Source organism: Devosia sp. A369 (assembly GCF_054489345.1).
Map to the genome: position 1 here is coordinate 59,094 of NZ_JBTMWV010000008.1, position 18,975 is coordinate 78,068.

Sequence of the window (18,975 nt, forward strand, 5' to 3'; positions counted from 1 at the left end):
ACCCGGTTTATCCGGGTGGTCCACACCACGCGCTGGGCAGATGGATTGCCGGGACGAGCCCGGCAATGACGAAAGAGGGGGGGCGCATGGATGCTTCCAACAAAAGCTGAAGCACCCTAGAGTGAGCGCGCGCCGGATGGGACCCGGCGCTGATTTTCTGAGGGGATAATCATGAATGATCTTATGCCGCTGCTGACCACAACGGATGGTCGGATTTCGCGCAAGCAATGGTGGCTGGGCACAGTGGTGGTGATCATCGCCAGCATCGTGCTGACCATCCTGCTTGGCATGCTGGGGCTGGGCCTCTGGGCACAGCTGATCGCCTATCTGGCGCTGCTCTATCCGAGCTGGTGCCTCGGCCTCAAGCGCCGGCAGGACCGCGACAATAATGGGCTGGATTTCAAGATTCTGCTGGTGGTGTCGGGGCTGGCGACGCTGCTGCAGGCCTTGGGCATCGGGGTGACGATGACCGATATCGGCAATGGCATGATGATGCCGACGCCGGATCTGTGGCTGTCGGTGGTGTTTTTCGCCACCGCGATACTGGGGCTCTATCTGCTGGTGCAGCTGGGGTTCCTCAAGGGCACGGCCGGGCCCAATAGCTACGGGCCAGATCCGCTCGGCTACGCCGCCGCCTAAACACACAAGGACGGGATGGTTTCGTGACTGCTATATCGACGGACGATCCCGTCCATCTGCTCAAGCAATTGATTGCCTGCCCCTCGGTGACGCCCGAGACGGCGGGGGTTCTCGACGTGGTCGAGACGGCGCTCAGCGCCAGCGGCTTTGCCGTGACCCGGCTGCGCTTTGAGGGCGATGGCTCCTATGCCGTGGATAATCTGTTTGCGGTGCGCGGCAGTGGCGGCAAGCGGCTGCTGTTTGCTGGGCATACCGATGTGGTGCCGCCGGGGGACGTTGCTCTGTGGAGCGCTGATCCGTTCGTGCCGCGCGAGGCGGATGGCAGGATTTTTGGCCGTGGCGCGGCGGATATGAAATCTGGCATTGCGGCGTTTGTCGCGGCGGTGGCGAGTGTGCCGAAAGAGGCGGGAACGGTGATGCTGGCCATCACCAACGACGAGGAAGCCGACGGCATTAACGGCACCGCCAAGCTGATGACATGGGCAGAGGCGCAGGGGCACGCGTTTGATTTCGCCATTGTCGGCGAGCCGAGTTCGGCGGCGTTGCTGGGCGATAGCATCAAGATCGGGCGGCGCGGGTCGCTGTCGGGGCGGATTACGGTCAGCGGCCGGCAGGGACATGTCGCCTATCCGGAGAAGGCCAACAATCCGCTGCCGGCGCTGGCGCGGCTGGTGACGGCGCTGGATGTGCCGATCGATGGTGGCACGGCGCATTTTCCGGCGAGCAATCTGGAGGTCACCTCCATCGATGTCGGCAATGCCATCTCCAATGTCATTCCGGCGGCGGGGACCATCCGCTTCAACATCCGCTATAATGATCTGTGGACGCCGGAGACGCTGGCGGCGTGGGTTCGGGGGCGGATTGCTGGAGTGGAATTGGGCGGCGCCACGGTGAGCTTCGAGGTGGCGGGGGTGCCGTCGCGGTCGTTCCTGTCGCCGCTGAGTGGGGATGTGGAGACGCTGGGGGATGCTATCGAGAGCGTCACTGGGCGGCGGCCGGGATTGTCGACCGGCGGGGGGACGTCGGATGCACGGTTCATCGCGCAATATGGGCCGGTGGTCGAATGCGGGCTGGTGGGCACGACGATGCATCAGGCCGATGAGCATATCGCCGTCGCCGACCTCATCGGGTTGACCGCCATCTACCGCGCCTTCATGGTCCGCTTCTTTGGAGGGACGGCATGAAGGTCTGGGCTGCGTTGAGCAATGCCGTCGCCGGGTGGATGATGATCCTGCGCGGGGACGCCGGTTGGCGCGAGCGCTTTGCCCGCACAATGCCAGGGCTGACCACGGCGCTGATCATCTTTGCCGTCATCGCCTTCCTCGCCGTGGCGTTTGCCTCGATGAGCATTGGCATGCCTAGCCTGTTCGGGGTGGTGGCGGCGATGTTCGTGCTGGCGCTGCCGATCACCGCGCTGGTGGTTAGCCTGCTCGGCACGCGGATGATGCTGAAAAGCCGCGAACCGGCACTCGACGTGATGGTGCCCGGCACCTATCTGCTGACGGCGTTTTTGCTGGTCGAGGGGCTGCTGGCGATCATCGGTGGGCCGGTGGTGCTGCTGAGCTGGCTGGGACTGGCCTATCTGCTGTATCGATTGGCGCGCGCCGCAACCGGCTGGACAGTCGGGATTGCCGCCGGTTTTGCGGTTTTGACGGTCGTGCTGCTTGTGGCAATGCGTCTGGCGCTCTACATGCTGAGCAACGCCGCCATTTCTCCCATTTGATATTCGAGACAAGCCCTTGGCCCAACCGACCACGACCTTCCTCGAAGAACTGATGGCTGCAGCACGCGGCTGCTTCGCGCTGCTGGTGGGCAACCGCCAGGCGCCGACCTATTTCGACTTCAGCCAACGCGGCCTGGTCGGCAGCCTGATCGCCACCCTGATCGCCATCGGGCTGGCCGGGTTCGGCCCGATGCTGACCGGCATGCAATTGCCCGCCGGCGCGGCGACGCAATCGATCATCGTCAATGTGGTGCTGTTCGTCGCCCAGGCGGCGACGGCAGTGATCGCGCTGCGCCAGATGGGGCGGCAGGACGGGTTCATCCCGTATCTCGTGGCGTCCAACTGGGTCACGCTGGTCTCGGCGGTGCTGCTGCTGGCCTCGACACTGCTGGGCGGGCTGGGCATCGCCATTCTGTTGCTGGTGGTGATCCTGGCGCTGGCCAGCTTTATCAATATCGGCCGCTTCATCGTCACGCTGACGCCGCTGCAGATCGGCATGCTGTTCCTGTCGCAGGCGGTGGGCGTGTTCATGGCGATGGTGGTGATCGCGGTGATCGTCGGACCCGGCCCGGCGGGCCTCGGCTAATAATCCGCCCTGGTCAGATAGAGCCCGACTGACGGCGCCATGGCGCCGCAGCGACGACGATCGCGCGCGTCGAGCGCCGCGCGGAAATCCGCCGGTGACCACTTGCCCTCCCCCACCAGCTTGAGCGAGCCCACCATCGAGCGCACCTGATGATGCAGGAAACTGCGGGCGCTGGCGGTGATGACAATGTGATCCAGCTCGCGCCGCACCGCGAAGGCATCCAGCGTGCGCAAGGGTGATTTGGCCTGGCATTCCGAGGAGCGGAAGGTGGTGAAATCATGGGTGCCCAGGATCAGCCCGGCGGCGTGATCCATGATCTCCGCATCGAGCTGCATGGGCAGGTGCCAGACGTGATTGCGCTCGAGCACCGGCGGAGCGCGGCGGCAGAGAATGCGATATTCGTAATGCCGCGACTTGGCGGAAAAACGCGCCTCGAAACTGTCATCCACCGCTTCGGCCTCGATAATGACGACCGGGGCGGGGCGGAGGTGGAAATTCAGCGCCTCGCGGATGCGGAACGGGTCCCATGGCTTGCTGAGATCGAAATGGGCCACCTGGCCGAGCGCATGCACGCCGGCATCGGTGCGGCCGGCGGCCTGGGTGGTGGCGCGCTCTCCGGACATGGCGGTGATCGCCTCCTCCAGCGCCTGCTGCACGCTGGGGCGCGCGGTCTGGCGCTGCCAGCCGGAGAAGGGAGTGCCGTCATACTCGATGGTGAGCTTATAGCGCGGCATGGCTGGGTATCGCGCTGAGGCCGTTCCCCTCCCCCTTGAGGGGAGGGGTTAGGGGTGGGGGTGTCGTGGGTGGTGCGAACCCGGAAATTCCAGTCTGCTGAACGCACGACACCCCCACCCTAGCCCTCCCCTCAAGGGGGAGGAGACCGACCGCGTTCGGGGTGGGTCCGGTGCTCAAGCCGCGCGCTCCGGCAAATCCCCGGCGCCGCGCAGGAAGGTGGCGGCGTCCATGGCGCCTTTGCCTTCGCGCTGCACCTGGGTGAGGCGGACGGCGCCGCTGCCGCAGGCGATGGTGAGGTTGTCGAGAAGGGTGCCGGGGGCGCCGCTGCCCTGCCCCATGGTCGAGCGCAGCGCCTTGACGCGCACCGGCTTGCCGGCCAGCTCCAGCTCGAACCAGGCGCCGGGAAAGGGCGAGAGGCCGCGAATGTGGTTGTGGACTTCCTCGGCCGGGCGGGACCAGACGATACGGGCCTCAGCCTTGTCGATCTTTTTGGCGTAGAGGGCGCCGGCTTCGGGTTGCGGGGTGAAATCGAGGCTGTCGCGCTCGAGCGCCGCCAAGGCCCGGCCCATCAGGTCCGCGCCGACGCGCATCATGGCGTCGTGCAATTCGCCGCCGGTCATGTCGGGGGTGATGGCGATGACTTCGCCGAGGGCGACCGGGCCGGTATCGAGGCCTTCATCCATCTGCATGACCATGACGCCGGTCTGGCTATCGCCAGCCATCACCGCGCGCTGGATCGGCGCGGCGCCGCGCCAGCGCGGCAGCAGCGAGCCATGCAGGTTCAGGCAGCCGAGGCGCGGGGCGTCGAGGATCGGCTTGGGCAGCAGCAGGCCGTAGGCGACGACAATGGCCAGATCGGCATCGTGGCTGGCAAAGACGATCTGCTCGGCCTCGCCCTTGAGCGAGCGCGGGGTGAATACCGGAATGCCAAAACCTTCGGCCGCCAGATGCACCGGCGACTTGCGCTCTTCCTGCCCGCGTCCGGCGGGTTTGGGCGCGCGGGTATAGACGGCGACGACCTCATGGCCGGAAGAGACGATTTCGGTCAGAGTCGGAACGGAAAAATCCGGCGTGCCCATGAAGACGACGCGCATGTTGGCAGCTCCTTGTCGGGGCGATGCCCGGATAATTCAGCCACCGTCATTGCCCGGCTTGTCCGGGCAATCCAGGGCCAGACCAGAAATGGATCACCGGGACAAGCCCGGTGATGACGCTGCGCATGGGCGAGCGCAGTACCCTCACCCTGACCTTCCGCTGAACGCGTCAGGTCTGTCCCTCTCCCGCAAGGGGCGAGGGGAAGAAAGGGAGGGCCGGTTAGCCCGCAGCGCGTTTGGCGGCTTTGTCGAATTTCTTGATGACACGGTCGCGCTTGAGGCGGCTGAGGTAGTCGATATACATCACCCCATCGAGGTGATCGAGTTCGTGCTGGATGCAGACGGCGAGCTTGCCTTCGGCTTCGCGCACCACTTCCTTGCCATCGAGATCGGTGTATTTCACCGTCACCTCATTGGGGCGCTCGACTTCGTAATACAGCTCGGGGATCGACAGGCACCCTTCTTCGGTGACCTGCATCTGCTCGCCGAAATGGGTGATCTCGGGATTGATCAGCACCAGCGGATCGGGCTCTTCGCCTTCGCCGGCGAGGTCCATCACCACGATGCGCTGCATCACGCCAAGCTGGGTCGCGGCCAGGCCAATGCCGGGCGCGTCATACATGGTGTCCAGCATATCCTGGGCCAGCGCCTTGATCTCATCGTCGATTTCGATGATCGGGTCGGCAACGGCGCGCAGCCGTGCATCGGGAATGACGAGAATGGGGCGTACAGCCATAATAAAGGTCCGGCAGAATGGGGTTTGCCTCTCGATATGGTATTTTCGCGCGTGCGGTCAACTCTTGTGGCCGCCCAGCATAGAACATTTCACGAACAAACGAATCGCGCTACCCTGTGCGGATGGATAGCGTGGTCTTTTTCATCGGCGACTATGCGGTAACGCTGGGGCAAGCCTTGATCGCGGGCGTGGCGCTGGCCGGCCTGGTGCTGGTCGGCGCGACGATTGCCGTGATGCGCGCCGGCGCGGCACAGACCGCCGAGGCGAGCGCGCAACTGGCCGAGCAACTGCAGACTGGCTTTGCCACGCAGCTGGGCGAGCGGGACCGCCGGATTCAGGAACTGGACCATCAGGTGCGCGTCGAGCGCGAGCGCGGCGCCGATTTGCTGGATCGGGAGCGGGAAAAAGGCGCCGAGCTGCTGGCCGATGCCTCGGCATTGCGCGCCCGCCTGGCCGAACAGGCGGCGCAGTCGGAGGCCAATCTGGCGCGCTTCCTCAGCGTGCGCCAGCAGATGACCGACGAATTCAAGGCCATTGCCGGCGACGTGCTCAAAAGCCATGGCGAGACGTTTTCCAAACAGAACCGCGAGCAGGTCGATGTGCTGCTCAAGCCGCTCAACGAGAAGATCGTCGAGTTCCAGGGCGAATTAGCGCGCGACCGCTCGACCATGGCCGAGCAGATCAGGGCGCTGGCGGCGAGCAATCTGCAAATCACCACCGAAGCCGGCAATCTCACCCGCGCGCTCAAGGGCAATGCGCAGACGCAGGGCGCCTGGGGCGAAATGATCCTGTCGACCATTCTGGAAAGCTCGGGCCTGCGCGAGGGCGAACAATTCATCACCCAGATGAGCCATACCGCCGAAGACGGCAGCCGGGTGCGCACCGATGTCGAAGTGCTGATGCCCAATAATGACCGGCTGGTGATCGACTCCAAGGTCTCGCTGACGGCCTTCTCGGCCTATACCAATAGCGCCGAGGCCGATCGGACGCTGCATTTGCAGGCGCATATCCAGTCGATCCGCACCCATATCAAGACGCTGGGCGACAAGAGCTATCAGCGCCATGCCAAGTCCAAGATGGACTTCGTCATGATGTTCGTGCCGATTGAATCGGCGCTGGCCACCGCCATCCAGCAGGATGCCGGGCTGGTCGAATTCAGCATGAGCCGGGGCGTGATGCTGACGACGCCGACCACGCTGATGACGGTGCTGCGCACGGTGCGCAATGTCTGGGACATCGAAAAGCGCCACCAGAATGCCGAGCAGATCGCCGAGCGGGCCGGCGCGCTGTACGACAAGGTGGTGGGGTTTCTCGCCAGCATGGACAAGCTTGGCCTCAATCTCGACCGGGCGCAGCAAAGCTATGTCGAGGCCAAGGGGCAACTGGCGACCGGCAAGGGCAGCGTGGTCCGGCAGGTGGAAATTCTGCGCGAACTGGGCGCAAAATCGAACAAACAACTGCCCGCGGGCTGGGACAGCGGCGAGGACGACGCGCCGATGCTGCGGCTGGTGGGCGAGGAGCCCGGGGACCTCTCCTGATCACGATCATCGAACCGGTTGGCCGCCACCGCGTTGTCTTCTCATCCAACATGGGAGACGAGAATGGCTCAGCATCACGACCATCACGGCACCATGGTGCCGCAGGACACGAATTTCGACAATTCCGACCAGCCGGGCATTTCCCAGCCCTATAGCCAGAGCGAAATCGAAGAGCTGCTTTACGGCGATGACCGGCCGGCGGCCGAGCGGCTGGCGCGGCTCAAGGAACTGCGCGACGAAAGCGCCATCCGCGAAAGCGGCGACTGGGGCGGGCAGGACCCGGCTTCACTGCTGGACGAGCTGGACCGCGCCATCGACGAGCTGAGCGCCACCATTGCCAATGGCGATGAGAATGACGCCTATTCCGGGCTCGGCACCAGCTTTGACAATGATCCGGCCGACCGGCTCGACGCGCTATCCCCCGACGATGAAGAAGCCCGCCAGGCCATCGAAGGCGATGAGGATGCGTTTTTCGAGGATGAAGAGGCCGAGGAGAGCCTCGAGGAAGAGCGCTGGGACGGTGGGGATGAGTTCAGGACGGATAAGGATTTGCACTGAGGGGCATGTGAGTTCGCCCCAGCCGCGATGTCACCCCGGCCTTGAGCCGGGGCCCAGCTTGAGATTGTGCCGGTGAATCCATCTCAGGATGGGTCCCGGCTCAAGGCCGGGATGACATCGCGTTTTTGGATGCGCCTGAGGTCGGCATCTTAGATCTCGGTGCGAGCCTTCAGGGCCTGGCTGAGGGTGCCTTCGTCGAGATAGTCCAGCTCGCCGCCGACGGGGACGCCGTGGGCGAGGCGGGTGATTTTGGTACCGGTGCCGGCGAGGCGGTCGGTGATGTAATGCGCCGTGGTCTGGCCTTCGACGGTGGCATTGACCGCCAGCACGACTTCCTTGAATTCGGCGGCGCGGGCGATCAGCGCGTCGATGGTGATGTCGTCCGGGCCGACGCCGTCGAGGGGGGAGAGCACGCCGCCCAGCACGTGATAGCGGACGGCGCCGACGCCGGCGCGTTCCAGCGCCCAAAGGTCGGCGACATCTTCGACCACGATCAGCATGCCGCTATCGGCGCGCCGCGGGTCGGCGCAGATGGTGCAGGGGCTGATGGTGTCGACATTGCCACAGACCTCGCAGGTCTTGACGGCGGTGACGGCGCGGTCGAGGGCGGCCGAAAGCGGGATCATCAGCTGATCCTTCTTCTTGATCAACTGCAATACCGCCCGGCGCGCCGAGCGCGGCCCCAGCCCCGGCAGGCGCGCCAGGAGCTGGATCAGCTGTTCAATTTCGGGTCCGCCAGAGGCCATCTGGTTAGAACGGCAGCTTCATGCCGGGGGGCAAAGGCAGGCCGGCGGTGACCTCGGCCATCTTCTTCTGCGTCTCGGCTTCGGACTTGGCCTTGGCGTCGGCATGGGCGGCGACGATCAAATCTTCGAGCACTTCCACATCGTCTTCCTTGAACAAGGACGGATCGATCTTGAGGCCCTTGAGTTCGCCCTTGCCGCTGAGCGACACGGTGACCAGACCGCCGCCGGAGCGGCCTTCGACCACCAGATCGGCCAGCTCGGCCTGCATGGTTTCCATCTTGGCCTTCATCTCGCCGGCGGCCTTCATCATTCCCATGATGTCTTTCATTCGTCGTCCTCTTCGATGGGGGGCGGAGCCTCGGGCAGTTCGGCGGTGGCTTCGTCGCGCACCGTCACATTGACCAGCTTGGCCCCGGGAAATGTTTCGAGAATGGCTTTGACCAGCGGGTCCTCATGAGCGGCGGCCTGCGCCGCTTCGACCTTCTGCTCGCGCTCCTGGCGCATGGTCAGCCCTTCGGGGGGCTTGGTCGAGACCATCACCAGCCAGCGCTCGCCGGTCCAGAGCTGGAGGCGCGCGGACAGGGTGGCGATCATGCCCGGATCGGCCGAGTCGGTCAGCGCCACTTCGATCTTGCCCTGCTCGAAGGAAATCGGCCGCATCTGGCCCTCAAGGGCGATCTTGAGCAGCACGTCGCGCTTGGCGCCGGCCAGAGCGATCAGTTCCTTGTAGGAGCCGATCGAGGACAGGGCCGGCCTGACGACCGCTTCGGCCTGCGGCTGGGCGGCTACGGCGTCGACTGGTTGCGGCTGGGTTTCGACCACGCGCATGGCCGAGGCACCGCCGCCGCCACCGCCGCTTGGGCGCGTGGGCGGGGTGAAGGACTGCAGAGCGGGGGCCGGGGCGGGCTGGTTGGCGAGGCGGGCAATCAGATCGTCGGGGCTGGGGAGATCGGCGGCATAGGCCAGGCGGATCAGCGCCATTTCGGCGGCCTGCAAGCCATTGCTGGCGCGGGCCACTTCGTCATAGCCCTTGAACAGAATCTGCCAGGCGCGGGTCAGCGCCCGCATCGGCAGCTTGCCGGCCAGTTCGGCGCCGCGTTTGCGCTCGTCGGGAGTGAGCGACATGTCGTCGGCAGCGGCCGGGACCACCTTGATGCGGGTCACCAGATGGGTGAAATCGGCGAGGTCCGAGACCAGGGTCTGCGGATCGGCGCCGAGATCATAGAGGGCGCGGAAAGTGTCGATGGCGTCGCCGATCCGGCCGCCCATCAGTTCTTCGAACAGGTCGATGACGCGGGCGCGGTCGCCGAGGCCGAGCATGGCCTTGACGGTGGCGGCGGTGACCGTGCCATTGCCATGGGCGATGGCCTGATCGAGCAGGGAGAGATTGTCGCGCGCCGAGCCTTCGCCGGCCCGCACGATCATCGCCAGCGCCTCGGGCTCGAAGGAGATGCCCTCCTGCCCCAGGATCGATTCGAGATAGGCGGTCATGATCTCGGGCGTGATGCGGCGCAGGTCGAAGCGCATGCAGCGGCTGAGGATCGTCACCGGCACCTTGCGGATTTCGGTGGTGGCGAAGATGAACTTCACATAGGGGGGCGGCTCTTCGAGGGTCTTGAGCAGGCCGTTAAAGGCCGCCGTCGAGAGCATGTGCACTTCGTCGATGACATAGACTTTGTAGGGCGCCGAGGAGGGCGCGTATTTCACCGAGTCGATGATCTCGCGAATATCGTTGATGCCGGTATTGCTGGCGGCGTCCATTTCGATGACGTCGACATGGCGGCCTTCAATGATGGCGCGGCAATGGTCGCCCTCGACGCTCAGATCGAGCGTGGGATGGGGGCCAGAGGCGTCCTGATAATTGAAGGCACGGGCCAGAATACGGGCCGTGGTGGTTTTGCCCACGCCGCGGACGCCGGTGAGGATGAAGGCATGGTGAATGCGGTTATGCGCAAAGGCATTGCCCAGCGTCTGCACCATGGCGTCCTGGCCGACCAGGGTGGTGAAATCGCGCGGCCGGTATTTGCGGGCCAGCACGATATAGGGCGATGATGATGTTGATTCAGCCACGAGCCGGCTATCCTGCCCGTTCAAGGCGTTCCCGATTGAGCGAACAAGTCAGCTTATACCACGGGGCGTGGGTGAATTAGTAGGAGGCTGGCAACGACCCGTGAAGGTCTCGTTGGGGCTGCTTCCTTCCGGACCTGACCCGGTTGGCGAGGAACACGTCCGCGCCAACCTCCCGCTCGCTATATGCGAACAAAACCCGGCTTTGGCAAGACCCGGTGAACCAGTCTAGGCAGCATAAGCCACCCAGCCCCTGATGCTGAAACCGAGATGGAACAGGCTGACGCCGGTAAAGCCGGCCTGAACCAGCAAATCCTCGTCTTCGGCGGGGTCCAGAATCGTCAGTCTTGTGTCCAGCGCCGCGACAGAGCGCTCCAGCTGGGCCGGGGGTGGCGGCTCGGCGGAGCCGAAGGCTACGTGGCGGGCCAGCCACAGGGCGCGCTCGGCCAGCGGCACGCTGAGATGGGCAACGACCAGGGGGGCACCGGGCTGCAGGCGGGTGCGAAGTTGTTGCAGGGTCGCGAGGCGCTGGTCGGCCGGCACGAAATGCAGGGTGAGCAGGCAGGTGGCGGCGTCGAAGGGACCCTGTGGCGCGGTGTCGATATAGCCTTCGTGCAACTGGATGCGCGCGGCATGGGGCGCAGTGGTCTGTGCGGCCAGTTCCAGCATGGAGGGGGACGGATCGACGCCGGTGAAAGTCCAGTCGGGGTGGGCTTCGGCCATGGATTTGAGCTCGAGGCCGCCGCCGGCGCCCAGCACCAGCACGCGGCCCGTGGTGGGGATGTGCTCGGCCAGCAGCAGGGTGGTCATGCGCAACAGGCCGGTATAGCCAGGCACCTGGCGCGGTGGGCCATCGAGATAGGCGGCGGCAGCCCGCTCGTCGAAAAAGGATGACATTTACCTGGCTCCACTCATGTAACTTATATTGTTACATTTATGGCGAACGTCAAGGATGGTGCTGGGATCATTGATACCTCTGCGTGTTTTGCCCCACCCCACCCTCAATCCCTCCCCATCAGAGGGGAGGGAGGCGCAGGTTGCGAGGCCGGGGTTCGCCGGCGCGATCTCGGGATGGGCCCCGGCTCAAGGCCGGGGTGACATCCGGGGTGGGGTGGGAGCGGGAGCAGGCTCAAACCATGCCAGCGGCGCTGCCGCCGTGCCCGGCGTAAACCAAGTTTTCATATGGCCCCAGACGAAACCGGCGCTGCTGCGTTAAGGTTTTATCAACCATGTGGGAGGCCGCCATGCGCGTTCCATCTATAGGACTGCCGCTCGATGAGCGCCGTATCGTGCGCGAAGGCTATCGTTTGGCCGAGCATATGCTGCGCAACTACCAGCCTGCGCCGCGGCCGATCGAGCTGCTAGCGGCGCAATTGGCGGGGTGGCGCCGGATGATGCACGGCGCTTATTGGCGTTTCCGCCGTCACTGAGCCGGGCGCTCCGGCTCGTCGCGATAGGCGCGGGGCGGATGCACCAGCGTCACCAGCACCACCGAGATCAGCATCAGCAGATACCACGAGCCCAGCTTGGACCAGCTGACCATGGCCCAGCCAGTGGCCTGATCGGGGTAAATCCAGGCGCGCGACCAGGTGCCGATATTCTCGGCGATCCAGATGAACAGAGCCACCAAGAGGAAGGCCAGCAGCATCGGCATGGCATGGCGGAAGCGGAAGACGCGGTAATGCATGAAGCTGCGCAGATAGAGCGCCACCACGCCGGCGAAGAGCAGCCAGCGCAGATCGATCATGAAATGATGGGTGAAAAAATTGGCGTAGATGGTGATGGCCAAAACAACCGTCATCCAGACCGGGGGATAGCGGGTGAACTGGATATCGAAAATGCGCTGGATGCGGGCCATGTAGGAGCCGACACAGGCATACATGAAGCCGGAAAACAGCGGCACGCCACCGAGGCGGAACAGCGCCTCCTCGGGATAGATCCATGAGCCGGCGGCGGTCTTGAACAATTCCATGCCGGTGCCGACGATATGGAAAATCAGGATCACCTTGGCTTCGCTCAGGGTTTCGAGGCGGAACGCCAGCATGGCGGCCTGAATCAGCAGCGCGGCGAGAAAGAATACGTCATAGCGATCCAGCCAATCACCCGGCCACCACAGCCGCGTGACGATGATCATCGCCAGCATCAGCCCGCCAAACAGGCAGGCCCAGGCCTGCTTGAGGCCGAACACCAGGAACTCCACCACGCCATCGGCCAGCCGCCCGCGCGGCAGGCGCGCCAGCACGGCATGCGCCGCCGCGTCGATGCGCGCTTCCAAACTCGTGTACTGGTTCAAGCCCCTCGCCCTTGCTCACTTGGCCCCGGCTGGATATGCCCAAGCAATGATTTCGGAATTAAGGCGGAGTCTCGCCGTTCCGATTTATATGGAGAAGCCGGCATGGCCAAACGCCGCCCGACATCGCTGCGCACTTCGGTAGAGGATATCGCCGCCAGCAAACGCGCGCCATCGACGCCACAGACCGAAGCCTCGGCGTTCCGGCTGGCTTTTGCCGATGACGAGTTCATGACCTCGGAGGATACGCGCGGCATCCGGTTCCAGCTGGAATATCTCAAGCCGGAATTCCGCCTGCGCGAGCGCGGCATCAATTCGACGGTGGTGCTGTTTGGCGGCGCGCGGATTCCGGCGCCGGGCAAGCCGGCCTGGGCGGCCAAGAACGAGGTACAGAAGCGCAATCTTGAGGCGGCATCGCGCTATTACGACGAAGCGCGCCGCTTTGCCCAGCTGGCCTCGGCCACCTCAAAGGCGCTCGACTATAAGGAATATGTGGTGGTGACGGGCGGCGGCCCCGGCGTGATGGAAGCCGGCAATCGTGGCGCTGCCGATGTCGGCGCGCCCTCGATCGGGCTCAATATCGTGCTGCCGCATGAGCAGGCGCCCAATCATTATGTGACGCCGGAGCTGAGCTTCAACTTCCACTATTTCGCCACCCGCAAGATTCACTTCCTGATTCGGGCCAAGGCGGTGGCGGTGTTTCCGGGCGGCTTCGGCACGCTGGACGAATTCTTTGAAACGCTGACGCTGATCCAGACCGGCCGCATGGACAAGGTGCCGCTGCTGCTGTTCGGCGCGGAATTCTGGAACAAGGTGATCAATTTCGAGGCGCTGGCCGAGGCGGGCACCATTTCCCCGGACGACGTGAAGCTGTTCAACGTGGTCGATACGGCCGACGAGGGCTGGGAAGTCGTGCGGGCGTTTTACGATTTGCCGGTGGTGGACGAGGTGTTGCGGGGGGATTGAGGCCTTCGGCCTGGATTTTTGCTGGGCTGTGCCGAGTGAGTAGTCGGCACCCTCCCCCTTGCGGGGAGGGATCAAGGGTGGGGGTTGAGCAACGGACACCGGACTCGCCGAGAGATACCCCCTCCCGGCTCGACGTACGGACTTAGCAAGGGCCAAGTCCTATCTCGCTCTCCCTCCCCGCAAGGGGGAGGGTGGCAGACTGATAGCTCTTAGCCTCGCCTACTTCGCTTCGTTGGCCGGATAGACGCCCAGGACCTTGAACTGGTCGGTGAAGAAGCCGAGTTCTTCGAAGGCGAGTTGGACGGCGCGATCGGAGGGGTGGCCTTCGATATCGGCGTAGAACTGGGTCGCGGTGAAGGCGCCGCCGACCATATAGCTTTCCAGCTTGGTCATGTTGACGCCATTGGTGGCGAAACCGCCCATCGCCTTATACAGCGCGGCCGGGACGTTGCGGACGCGGAAGACGAAGGTGGTCTTGACCTTGCCATTGTCGGCCGGGGCTTCCTGCGGGGTGGGCGACAGCACCAGAAAACGCGTGGTGTTGTGGGCGGCGTCCTCGATATTGGACGCCAGCACATCAAGGCGGTAGATTTCGGCGGCAAAGCGCGACGCGATGGCGGCGACCGATTTGTCGGCCTTCTGCGCGACTTCGCGGGCCGAACCGGCGGTGTCGACGGCGTTGATGGTGCGGAAGCCGTTATCGGCGATGAACTTGCGGCACTGGCCGAGCGCCACCGACAGCGACTGCACCGCTTTGATGTCGGCCATGGTCGCGCCGGGCACGCCGAGCAGGTTCATTTCCACGCGCAGATAGGTCTCGCCGATAATGTGAAGCCCGCTTTCGGGCAGCAGATGGTGGATATCGGTGATGCGGCCATAAAGCGAATTTTCCACCGGGACCACGGCGAAATCGGCGCGGCCGGACTGGACAGCGGCTATGGTCTCCTCAAAGGTGACGCAGCCGATCGCTTCCTCGCCGGGAAAGACATTTTGGGCGGCGGCATGGCTGAAAGCGCCGGGCTCGCCCTGGAAGGCAATCTTCTTGGTCATCACGGAGATCCATTGCAGGTAGGCGAAGGGCTTTTGAACCCGGGGGAGAGCGGAGTCAATTGAAGGCGCCGCCGGGGCCTGCCGCGCCTGCCGGTGAGGAATTGTCGCAGTGGGGCTTTGAGCGGTTGCGCCGCCCCCGCCTTGGGACTATCTTCCGCCGCGCGTCGTGCTGCTCTGTTGAGGCGATATTTCCTTAGGGGGATATCGAAAGTTGAGCCGGGACCGACTAGTGTCCACAGGGGATGGACTGGCAGAGAGATCAAATGAATTCGTTCGAGCTAAACAAGATCATGGGCGCCGTGCTGGGCACGCTGCTGTTCATTATGGCCGTCGGCTTTCTGGCCGAAGCGGTTTACCATCCCATCCAGGGTCAGGGGCCAGGCTATGCCCTGCCCGAGCCTGAGGCTGTCGCCGCCGGCGGCCCGGCCGAAGCGGCACCAGCGGAAGTTCCGCTCGGGGTGCTGCTGGCCAGCGCCAGTGTCGAACGCGGCGCCGCTGCTGCACGCAAGTGCCAGTCGTGCCACAATTTCGGCGAGGGCGATCCCAACAAGCAGGGTCCGCATCTCTATGACATCGTCGGCCGTGCCGAGGGTTCGGTTGCGGACTTCTCCTATTCGGATGCGATGAAGGCTCACCATGACGCCGGGGACACCTGGACCTATGAGAACCTCAATCACTTCCTGACCAAGCCGAGCGATTACGCGCCGGGCACCAAGATGGCCTTTGCGGGCATCAAGACTGCCGAAGAACGCGCCGACCTGCTGGCTTACCTGCAGACCCTGTCGGGTAGCCCCGTGGCCTTCCCGGCCGCTGAAGAAGCTGCACCGGCAGAAGCTGCGCCTGCTGAGGCTGCTCCGGCGGAAGCTGCACCTGCTGAGGCCGCTCCTGCGGAAGCTGCTCCGGTTGAGGCGGCACCTGCTGCAGCCGCTCCGGCGGAAGCCGCACCTGCTGAGGCACCCCCGGCTGAGGCCGCGCCTGCTGCAGCCGCTCCGGCGGAAGCCGTTCCTGCGGCACAGTAAGACTGGCTGCTGATACACAAAATTTCTGGCCGCGCCCGTCAAACGGCGCGGCTTTTTTCTGAGGGGGCTATCCATGTTGTTGCTGCATTTGTCCGATGTCAACGAGGCGAGCTGGGCTGAACAGTTCGCGGCGGCGCTGGCCCCCTACCCCGTAGTGCGGCGCGGCGACGATTTCGATCCGGCGGATGTGCGCTATCTCTTCGTATGGAAGCCCAAAGAGGACGCCTTTGACGGGCTGAGCGGGCTCAAGGCGGTGCTGTCACTGGGGGCCGGCGTCGACGCGCTGCTCAAGCACCCGCGCCTGCCCGATGCGCCGATCGTGCGCTTTGTCGATAATGATCTCAGCCAGCGGATGAGCGATTATGTGGTGGCCCATGTCACCATGCATCACCGGCTCTATACGCGGTTCCGCGCGCAACAGCAGGCGCGGCGCTGGGAGCAGTTCTATCCGCCGTCCGCCGCCGAAACTACGGTGGGCATTATGGGCATGGGTGTGTTGGGGCAGGATGCCGCCAAGCGCCTGCTGCCGCTCGGCTTCACGCTGCGCAGCTGGAGCCGCTCGCCCAAGGCCGTCAACGGCCTCGAGAGCTTTGCCGGCGCGGAGGCGTTTGATGAGTTTCTCGGCGGCACCGATATTCTGGTCAATCTGCTGCCGCTGACGCCCGACACCACGGGCATTCTCAATATGGAGACGTTCGGCAAGCTGCGGCGCGACCGGCTGCAGGGTGGTCCGGTGATCGTCAATGCGGCGCGTGGTGGACATCAGCGCGAGGCCGATATCGCGCAGGCGCTGGGCGATGGCACGCTGGGGGCCGCGAGCCTTGACGTGTTCGAGACCGAACCACTGCCGGCCGACAGCCCGCTCTGGGCCATCGAGAACTGCTATATCACGCCGCATATCGCCGCGATTTCGGATGAAAAATCCGGCGTGCGCTATTTCTCGGGCATCATTGCCGAGCGTGAGGCGGGCAAACCGCTGCTGAATGTGGTGGACCGCGCGCGCGGCTACTGACAGACTTGTTATCCAGCCGGTGGAGACGCCGCGCTCCAGGCGGAGGATAACAGGTCTTCGCACGAACCCGAATCGCCAAGGCCTTGGATGACCGACACCACTGCGACGCCGAAGCTGAAGCTGTATGACCGCCTGAAACTGGCCACCCAGCACCGGCTGGCCGAACCGATCCTGGCGCTGCTGTGCTTTCTCGAAGCGATGATCCTGCCGATCTTTCCCGAGATCATGCTGGCGCCGATGATTGTTGCCGACCGGCGGCGGGCCTGGCGGCTGGCGGCGATCTGCACCTTTGCCTCGGTGGCCGGGGGCCTGCTGGGCTATGCCATCGGCTATTTCCTGTTCGACACGGTCGGGCGGGCGATCATCGATTTTTACGGCGCCGGCAACGGCTTTGCCTCGCTGACGCAGAGTTTCAAGGATAATGGCCCGCTGATGATCATCATCGGCGCCATCTCGCCCATCCCCTACAAGGTGATCACCATCACCAGCGGCGTGGCGGGGCTGGACCTGTTCACCTTCATCTTCTACGGGCTGATCGGCCGCGGGCTGCGCTATTTCGTGCCCTGCGGGCTGTTTTATTTCTTCGGCCCGACGGCCAGCAAATTCATCGAAAAGCACAAGGCGCTGGCCGGCTGGGCCATGCTGGCGCTGGTGGTGGTGGGTTTTGCCATGGCGCCGCTGCTGTTCCCCAAGAACGGCGCCGAAGTGCAGGAAGCCGCCGAAGTGGTCGAGCAGATCCTGCCCGACGACTTCCTGCCGCAGTAATTATGCCGGATAGCGCTGCTTGAGCACGCCATAGACGGCGCGGATGCCCTGATCGGTGCCACCTTGCGAACGGCTGACGCGGGCTTCGGGGGCCCAGCCGTAAATATCGAGATGCACCCAGGCAGCGGCGTTGCTGACGAAGCGGCGCAGGAACAAAGCGGCGGTAACGGAACCGGCAAAGCCACCGCTGGCGGCATTGTTCACATCGGCGACGCGCGAACTCATCATCGAATCATAGGGTGACCAGAGCGGCATCTGCCAGAGCGGATCGTCGCTGGCGGCACCGGACGCCATCAGCGCCTGCGCCAGGGCGTCGTCAGTGCTGTAAAGCGGCGGCAGGTCGGGGCCCAGCGCGACGCGGGCGGCGCCGGTGAGCGTTGCCATATCGAGCAGCAGTTCCGGGCTTTCCTCATCGGCCAGCGCCAGCGCATCGGCCAGAATCAGCCGGCCCTCGGCATCGGTATTGCCGATTTCGACAGTGATGCCCTTGCGCGATGGCAGTACATCGCTGGGGCGGAAGGAGGCGCCGGCAATGGCGTTTTCGACAATCGGGATCAGTACACGCAGGCGCAGCCGCAGCTTGGCCGCGACGATGGCGTGGGCCAAGCCCAGCACGTTGGCGGCGCCACCCAGATCCTTCTTCATCAGCAGCATGCCGGCTGCGGATTTGATATCGAGACCACCAGTGTCGAAGGTGACGCCCTTGCCGACCAGCGTGACCTTGGGATCGCCTTCGCGGCCCCAGCCGAGATCGACGAGACGCGGGGCCTGCGGGCTAGCGCGGCCGACGGCGTGGATCATCGGGAAATTGGCGGCAAGCAGATCGTCGCCGCTGGTGACCTTGATGCTCATCTGATTGGCGCTGGCGAAGGCGCGGATTTCGGCCTCGAAGGCGTCGGGGCCCAGATCATTGGCCGGGGTGTTGATGAGGTCGCGGGCCAGCGTCGCCGCGGTGACCAGACGATCGACCTCAGCCGCGTCAGCGCTGTCGGGAGCCACCAGTTCGGGCGCGGGCTTGCCGGCGCGATAGCGATCATAGCGGTAGGCACCGAGACGAAAGCCGATGGCTGCCAGGGTCGGATCGCCATAGGCGCCATCGAGGCGGTAAAGCCCGGCCCCAAGGGCGGCACCGGCCAGGCCGGTGAGCAGAGCGGGACGACCGGCGGGCACACCCATGCCGAAGAGCTGGCCGGCCAATGCGCCATCGCTGCCCGGCAAGGCGAGCAGGCGCCCACGCTGGCCTGCGAAATCATTGGCCCCGGCCCAGGCATGGTGCGCCGCTGACAGATCGGCGCCGGGAAGGCCCCCCTCTTCAACGCAGATCAGGGGGATGATGGGGGCCTTGGGCATGCTGCACTCCGAAGGATGGTGCTGTGGTTGTACCGAAGCCCGACCGCGTCGGCAACGCCGCGACGGCGGGGTTTTAACCGGCTGTTAGGGTTAATGATTTA

The 18,975-nt window shown here is 64.6% G+C and carries 21 protein-coding genes and 1 other RNA gene; 11 read left to right on the top strand and 11 right to left on the bottom strand.

Features of this window, described 5'->3' with window-relative positions:
* The first annotated feature begins 171 nt into the window (after window positions 1-171).
* Genes ACX3OZ_RS11925 through ACX3OZ_RS11940 form a run of 4 tightly spaced genes read left to right on the top strand, consistent with a single transcriptional unit; the run spans window position 172 to window position 2,948 of the window.
* Window positions 172-639 (top strand): DUF805 domain-containing protein, encoded by a 468-nt coding sequence (locus tag ACX3OZ_RS11925; protein WP_459094752.1) that lies wholly within the window; start codon window positions 172-174, stop codon window positions 637-639.
* A 23-nt stretch (window positions 640-662) separates the two neighbouring features.
* Complete coding sequence (gene dapE / locus ACX3OZ_RS11930) at window positions 663-1,823, top strand: succinyl-diaminopimelate desuccinylase (protein ID WP_459104581.1); 1,161 nt, start codon at window positions 663-665, stop codon at window positions 1,821-1,823.
* A complete protein-coding gene (locus tag ACX3OZ_RS11935; protein ID WP_459094750.1) occupies window positions 1,820-2,362 on the top strand; it encodes a hypothetical protein in 543 nt (180 codons plus the stop codon). Before dapE ends, ACX3OZ_RS11935 begins: the two co-directional genes overlap by 4 nt.
* A gap of 16 nt (window positions 2,363-2,378) precedes the next feature.
* Complete coding sequence (locus ACX3OZ_RS11940) at window positions 2,379-2,948, top strand: hypothetical protein (RefSeq protein WP_459094749.1); 570 nt, start codon at window positions 2,379-2,381, stop codon at window positions 2,946-2,948.
* On the opposite strand, the gene truA is transcribed toward ACX3OZ_RS11940, so the two are convergent.
* From truA to def, 3 genes are all read right to left on the bottom strand, one after another.
* The gene (truA, locus tag ACX3OZ_RS11945) at window positions 2,945-3,682 is read right to left on the bottom strand and encodes a tRNA pseudouridine(38-40) synthase TruA (protein WP_459094748.1); all 738 of its coding nucleotides are present in this window, start codon (window positions 3,680-3,682) and stop codon (window positions 2,945-2,947) included. The two genes, ACX3OZ_RS11940 and truA, sit on opposite strands and share 4 nt — an antisense overlap.
* A gap of 174 nt (window positions 3,683-3,856) precedes the next feature.
* Window positions 3,857-4,777, bottom strand: a complete 921-nt coding sequence (gene fmt, locus ACX3OZ_RS11950; protein ID WP_459104582.1) for a methionyl-tRNA formyltransferase — start codon at window positions 4,775-4,777, stop codon at window positions 3,857-3,859.
* Window positions 4,778-4,997: 220 nt separating this feature from the next.
* The gene (def, locus tag ACX3OZ_RS11955) at window positions 4,998-5,513 is read right to left on the bottom strand and encodes a peptide deformylase (protein WP_459094746.1); all 516 of its coding nucleotides are present in this window, start codon (window positions 5,511-5,513) and stop codon (window positions 4,998-5,000) included.
* A gap of 131 nt (window positions 5,514-5,644) precedes the next feature.
* On the opposite strand from def, the gene ACX3OZ_RS11960 reads away from it, so the two are divergent.
* Together ACX3OZ_RS11960 and ACX3OZ_RS11965 are read left to right on the top strand one after the other, a co-directional pair.
* On the top strand, window positions 5,645-7,051 hold the full coding sequence (locus ACX3OZ_RS11960) for a DNA recombination protein RmuC (protein ID WP_459094745.1): 1,407 nt from the start codon (window positions 5,645-5,647) through the stop codon (window positions 7,049-7,051).
* Between the two features lie 63 nt (window positions 7,052-7,114).
* Window positions 7,115-7,609, top strand: a complete 495-nt coding sequence (locus tag ACX3OZ_RS11965; protein WP_459094744.1) for a hypothetical protein — start codon at window positions 7,115-7,117, stop codon at window positions 7,607-7,609.
* 149 nt (window positions 7,610-7,758) lie between these two features.
* Here ACX3OZ_RS11965 and recR read toward each other — a convergent pair whose 3' ends face one another.
* The 5 genes from recR to ACX3OZ_RS11990 form a co-directional block, all read right to left on the bottom strand.
* On the bottom strand, window positions 7,759-8,355 hold the full coding sequence (recR, locus tag ACX3OZ_RS11970) for a recombination mediator RecR (protein ID WP_459094743.1): 597 nt from the start codon (window positions 8,353-8,355) through the stop codon (window positions 7,759-7,761).
* A 4-nt stretch (window positions 8,356-8,359) separates the two neighbouring features.
* Entirely contained in the window at window positions 8,360-8,683 is a 324-nt protein-coding gene (locus tag ACX3OZ_RS11975; protein ID WP_459094742.1) for a YbaB/EbfC family nucleoid-associated protein, read from the bottom strand.
* Window positions 8,680-10,425, bottom strand: a complete 1,746-nt coding sequence (locus ACX3OZ_RS11980; RefSeq protein ID WP_459094741.1) for a DNA polymerase III subunit gamma/tau — start codon at window positions 10,423-10,425, stop codon at window positions 8,680-8,682. Before ACX3OZ_RS11980 ends, ACX3OZ_RS11975 begins: the two co-directional genes overlap by 4 nt.
* A gap of 78 nt (window positions 10,426-10,503) precedes the next feature.
* Window positions 10,504-10,599, bottom strand: an RNA gene (gene ffs, locus ACX3OZ_RS11985) — signal recognition particle sRNA small type.
* A gap of 51 nt (window positions 10,600-10,650) precedes the next feature.
* On the bottom strand, window positions 10,651-11,319 hold the full coding sequence (locus tag ACX3OZ_RS11990) for a class I SAM-dependent methyltransferase (protein WP_459094740.1): 669 nt from the start codon (window positions 11,317-11,319) through the stop codon (window positions 10,651-10,653).
* 347 nt (window positions 11,320-11,666) lie between these two features.
* Between ACX3OZ_RS11990 and ACX3OZ_RS11995 the strand changes: the two genes are divergently transcribed.
* Window positions 11,667-11,852: a hypothetical protein gene (locus ACX3OZ_RS11995; RefSeq protein WP_459094739.1), complete on the top strand. Its 186-nt coding sequence runs from the start codon at window positions 11,667-11,669 to the stop codon at window positions 11,850-11,852.
* Here the strand turns inward: ACX3OZ_RS11995 and ACX3OZ_RS12000 are convergent.
* Complete coding sequence (locus ACX3OZ_RS12000; RefSeq protein WP_459094738.1) at window positions 11,846-12,715, bottom strand: DUF817 domain-containing protein; 870 nt, start codon at window positions 12,713-12,715, stop codon at window positions 11,846-11,848. The two genes, ACX3OZ_RS11995 and ACX3OZ_RS12000, sit on opposite strands and share 7 nt — an antisense overlap.
* A 102-nt stretch (window positions 12,716-12,817) precedes the next feature.
* Between ACX3OZ_RS12000 and ACX3OZ_RS12005 the strand changes: the two genes are divergently transcribed.
* A complete protein-coding gene (locus ACX3OZ_RS12005; protein ID WP_459094737.1) occupies window positions 12,818-13,678 on the top strand; it encodes an LOG family protein in 861 nt (286 codons plus the stop codon).
* A 219-nt stretch (window positions 13,679-13,897) separates the two neighbouring features.
* Here the strand turns inward: ACX3OZ_RS12005 and ACX3OZ_RS12010 are convergent, their stop codons facing one another.
* Window positions 13,898-14,728, bottom strand: a complete 831-nt coding sequence (locus ACX3OZ_RS12010) for a prephenate dehydratase (protein ID WP_459094736.1) — start codon at window positions 14,726-14,728, stop codon at window positions 13,898-13,900.
* 263 nt (window positions 14,729-14,991) lie between these two features.
* Between ACX3OZ_RS12010 and ACX3OZ_RS12015 the strand changes: the two genes are divergently transcribed.
* The 3 genes from ACX3OZ_RS12015 (at window position 14,992) to ACX3OZ_RS12025 (ending at window position 17,524) form a co-directional block, all read left to right on the top strand.
* Window positions 14,992-15,747, top strand: coding sequence for a c-type cytochrome (locus ACX3OZ_RS12015; RefSeq protein ID WP_459094735.1), 756 nt, complete (start codon window positions 14,992-14,994; stop codon window positions 15,745-15,747).
* Between the two features lie 73 nt (window positions 15,748-15,820).
* Window positions 15,821-16,759, top strand: coding sequence for a 2-hydroxyacid dehydrogenase (locus tag ACX3OZ_RS12020; protein ID WP_459104583.1), 939 nt, complete (start codon window positions 15,821-15,823; stop codon window positions 16,757-16,759).
* 87 nt (window positions 16,760-16,846) lie between these two features.
* Window positions 16,847-17,524, top strand: a complete 678-nt coding sequence (locus tag ACX3OZ_RS12025; protein WP_459094733.1) for a YqaA family protein — start codon at window positions 16,847-16,849, stop codon at window positions 17,522-17,524.
* Here ACX3OZ_RS12025 and ACX3OZ_RS12030 read toward each other — a convergent pair whose 3' ends face one another.
* The gene (locus tag ACX3OZ_RS12030) at window positions 17,525-18,874 is read right to left on the bottom strand and encodes a leucyl aminopeptidase family protein (RefSeq protein ID WP_459104584.1); all 1,350 of its coding nucleotides are present in this window, start codon (window positions 18,872-18,874) and stop codon (window positions 17,525-17,527) included.
* Between the last annotated feature and the right edge of the window lie 101 nt (window positions 18,875-18,975).

Coding starts and splice junctions, on each gene's coding strand:
- ACX3OZ_RS11975 (WP_459094742.1), bottom strand. CDS start 8,683: ATGAAAGACATCATGGGAATGATGAAGGCCGCCGGCGAGATGAAGGCC.
- def (WP_459094746.1), bottom strand. CDS start 5,513: ATGGCTGTACGCCCCATTCTCGTCATTCCCGATGCACGGCTGCGCGCC.
- ACX3OZ_RS12010 (WP_459094736.1), bottom strand. CDS start 14,728: ATGACCAAGAAGATTGCCTTCCAGGGCGAGCCCGGCGCTTTCAGCCAT.
- ACX3OZ_RS12015 (WP_459094735.1), top strand. CDS start 14,992: ATGAATTCGTTCGAGCTAAACAAGATCATGGGCGCCGTGCTGGGCACG.
- ACX3OZ_RS11995 (WP_459094739.1), top strand. CDS start 11,667: ATGCGCGTTCCATCTATAGGACTGCCGCTCGATGAGCGCCGTATCGTG.
- ACX3OZ_RS12025 (WP_459094733.1), top strand. CDS start 16,847: ATGACCGACACCACTGCGACGCCGAAGCTGAAGCTGTATGACCGCCTG.
- fmt (WP_459104582.1), bottom strand. CDS start 4,777: ATGCGCGTCGTCTTCATGGGCACGCCGGATTTTTCCGTTCCGACTCTG.
- truA (WP_459094748.1), bottom strand. CDS start 3,682: ATGCCGCGCTATAAGCTCACCATCGAGTATGACGGCACTCCCTTCTCC.
- ACX3OZ_RS11965 (WP_459094744.1), top strand. CDS start 7,115: ATGGCTCAGCATCACGACCATCACGGCACCATGGTGCCGCAGGACACG.
- ACX3OZ_RS12020 (WP_459104583.1), top strand. CDS start 15,821: ATGTTGTTGCTGCATTTGTCCGATGTCAACGAGGCGAGCTGGGCTGAA.
- ACX3OZ_RS11990 (WP_459094740.1), bottom strand. CDS start 11,319: ATGTCATCCTTTTTCGACGAGCGGGCTGCCGCCGCCTATCTCGATGGC.
- ACX3OZ_RS12030 (WP_459104584.1), bottom strand. CDS start 18,874: ATGCCCAAGGCCCCCATCATCCCCCTGATCTGCGTTGAAGAGGGGGGC.
- ACX3OZ_RS12005 (WP_459094737.1), top strand. CDS start 12,818: ATGGCCAAACGCCGCCCGACATCGCTGCGCACTTCGGTAGAGGATATC.
- ACX3OZ_RS11935 (WP_459094750.1), top strand. CDS start 1,820: ATGAAGGTCTGGGCTGCGTTGAGCAATGCCGTCGCCGGGTGGATGATG.
- ACX3OZ_RS11925 (WP_459094752.1), top strand. CDS start 172: ATGAATGATCTTATGCCGCTGCTGACCACAACGGATGGTCGGATTTCG.
- recR (WP_459094743.1), bottom strand. CDS start 8,355: ATGGCCTCTGGCGGACCCGAAATTGAACAGCTGATCCAGCTCCTGGCG.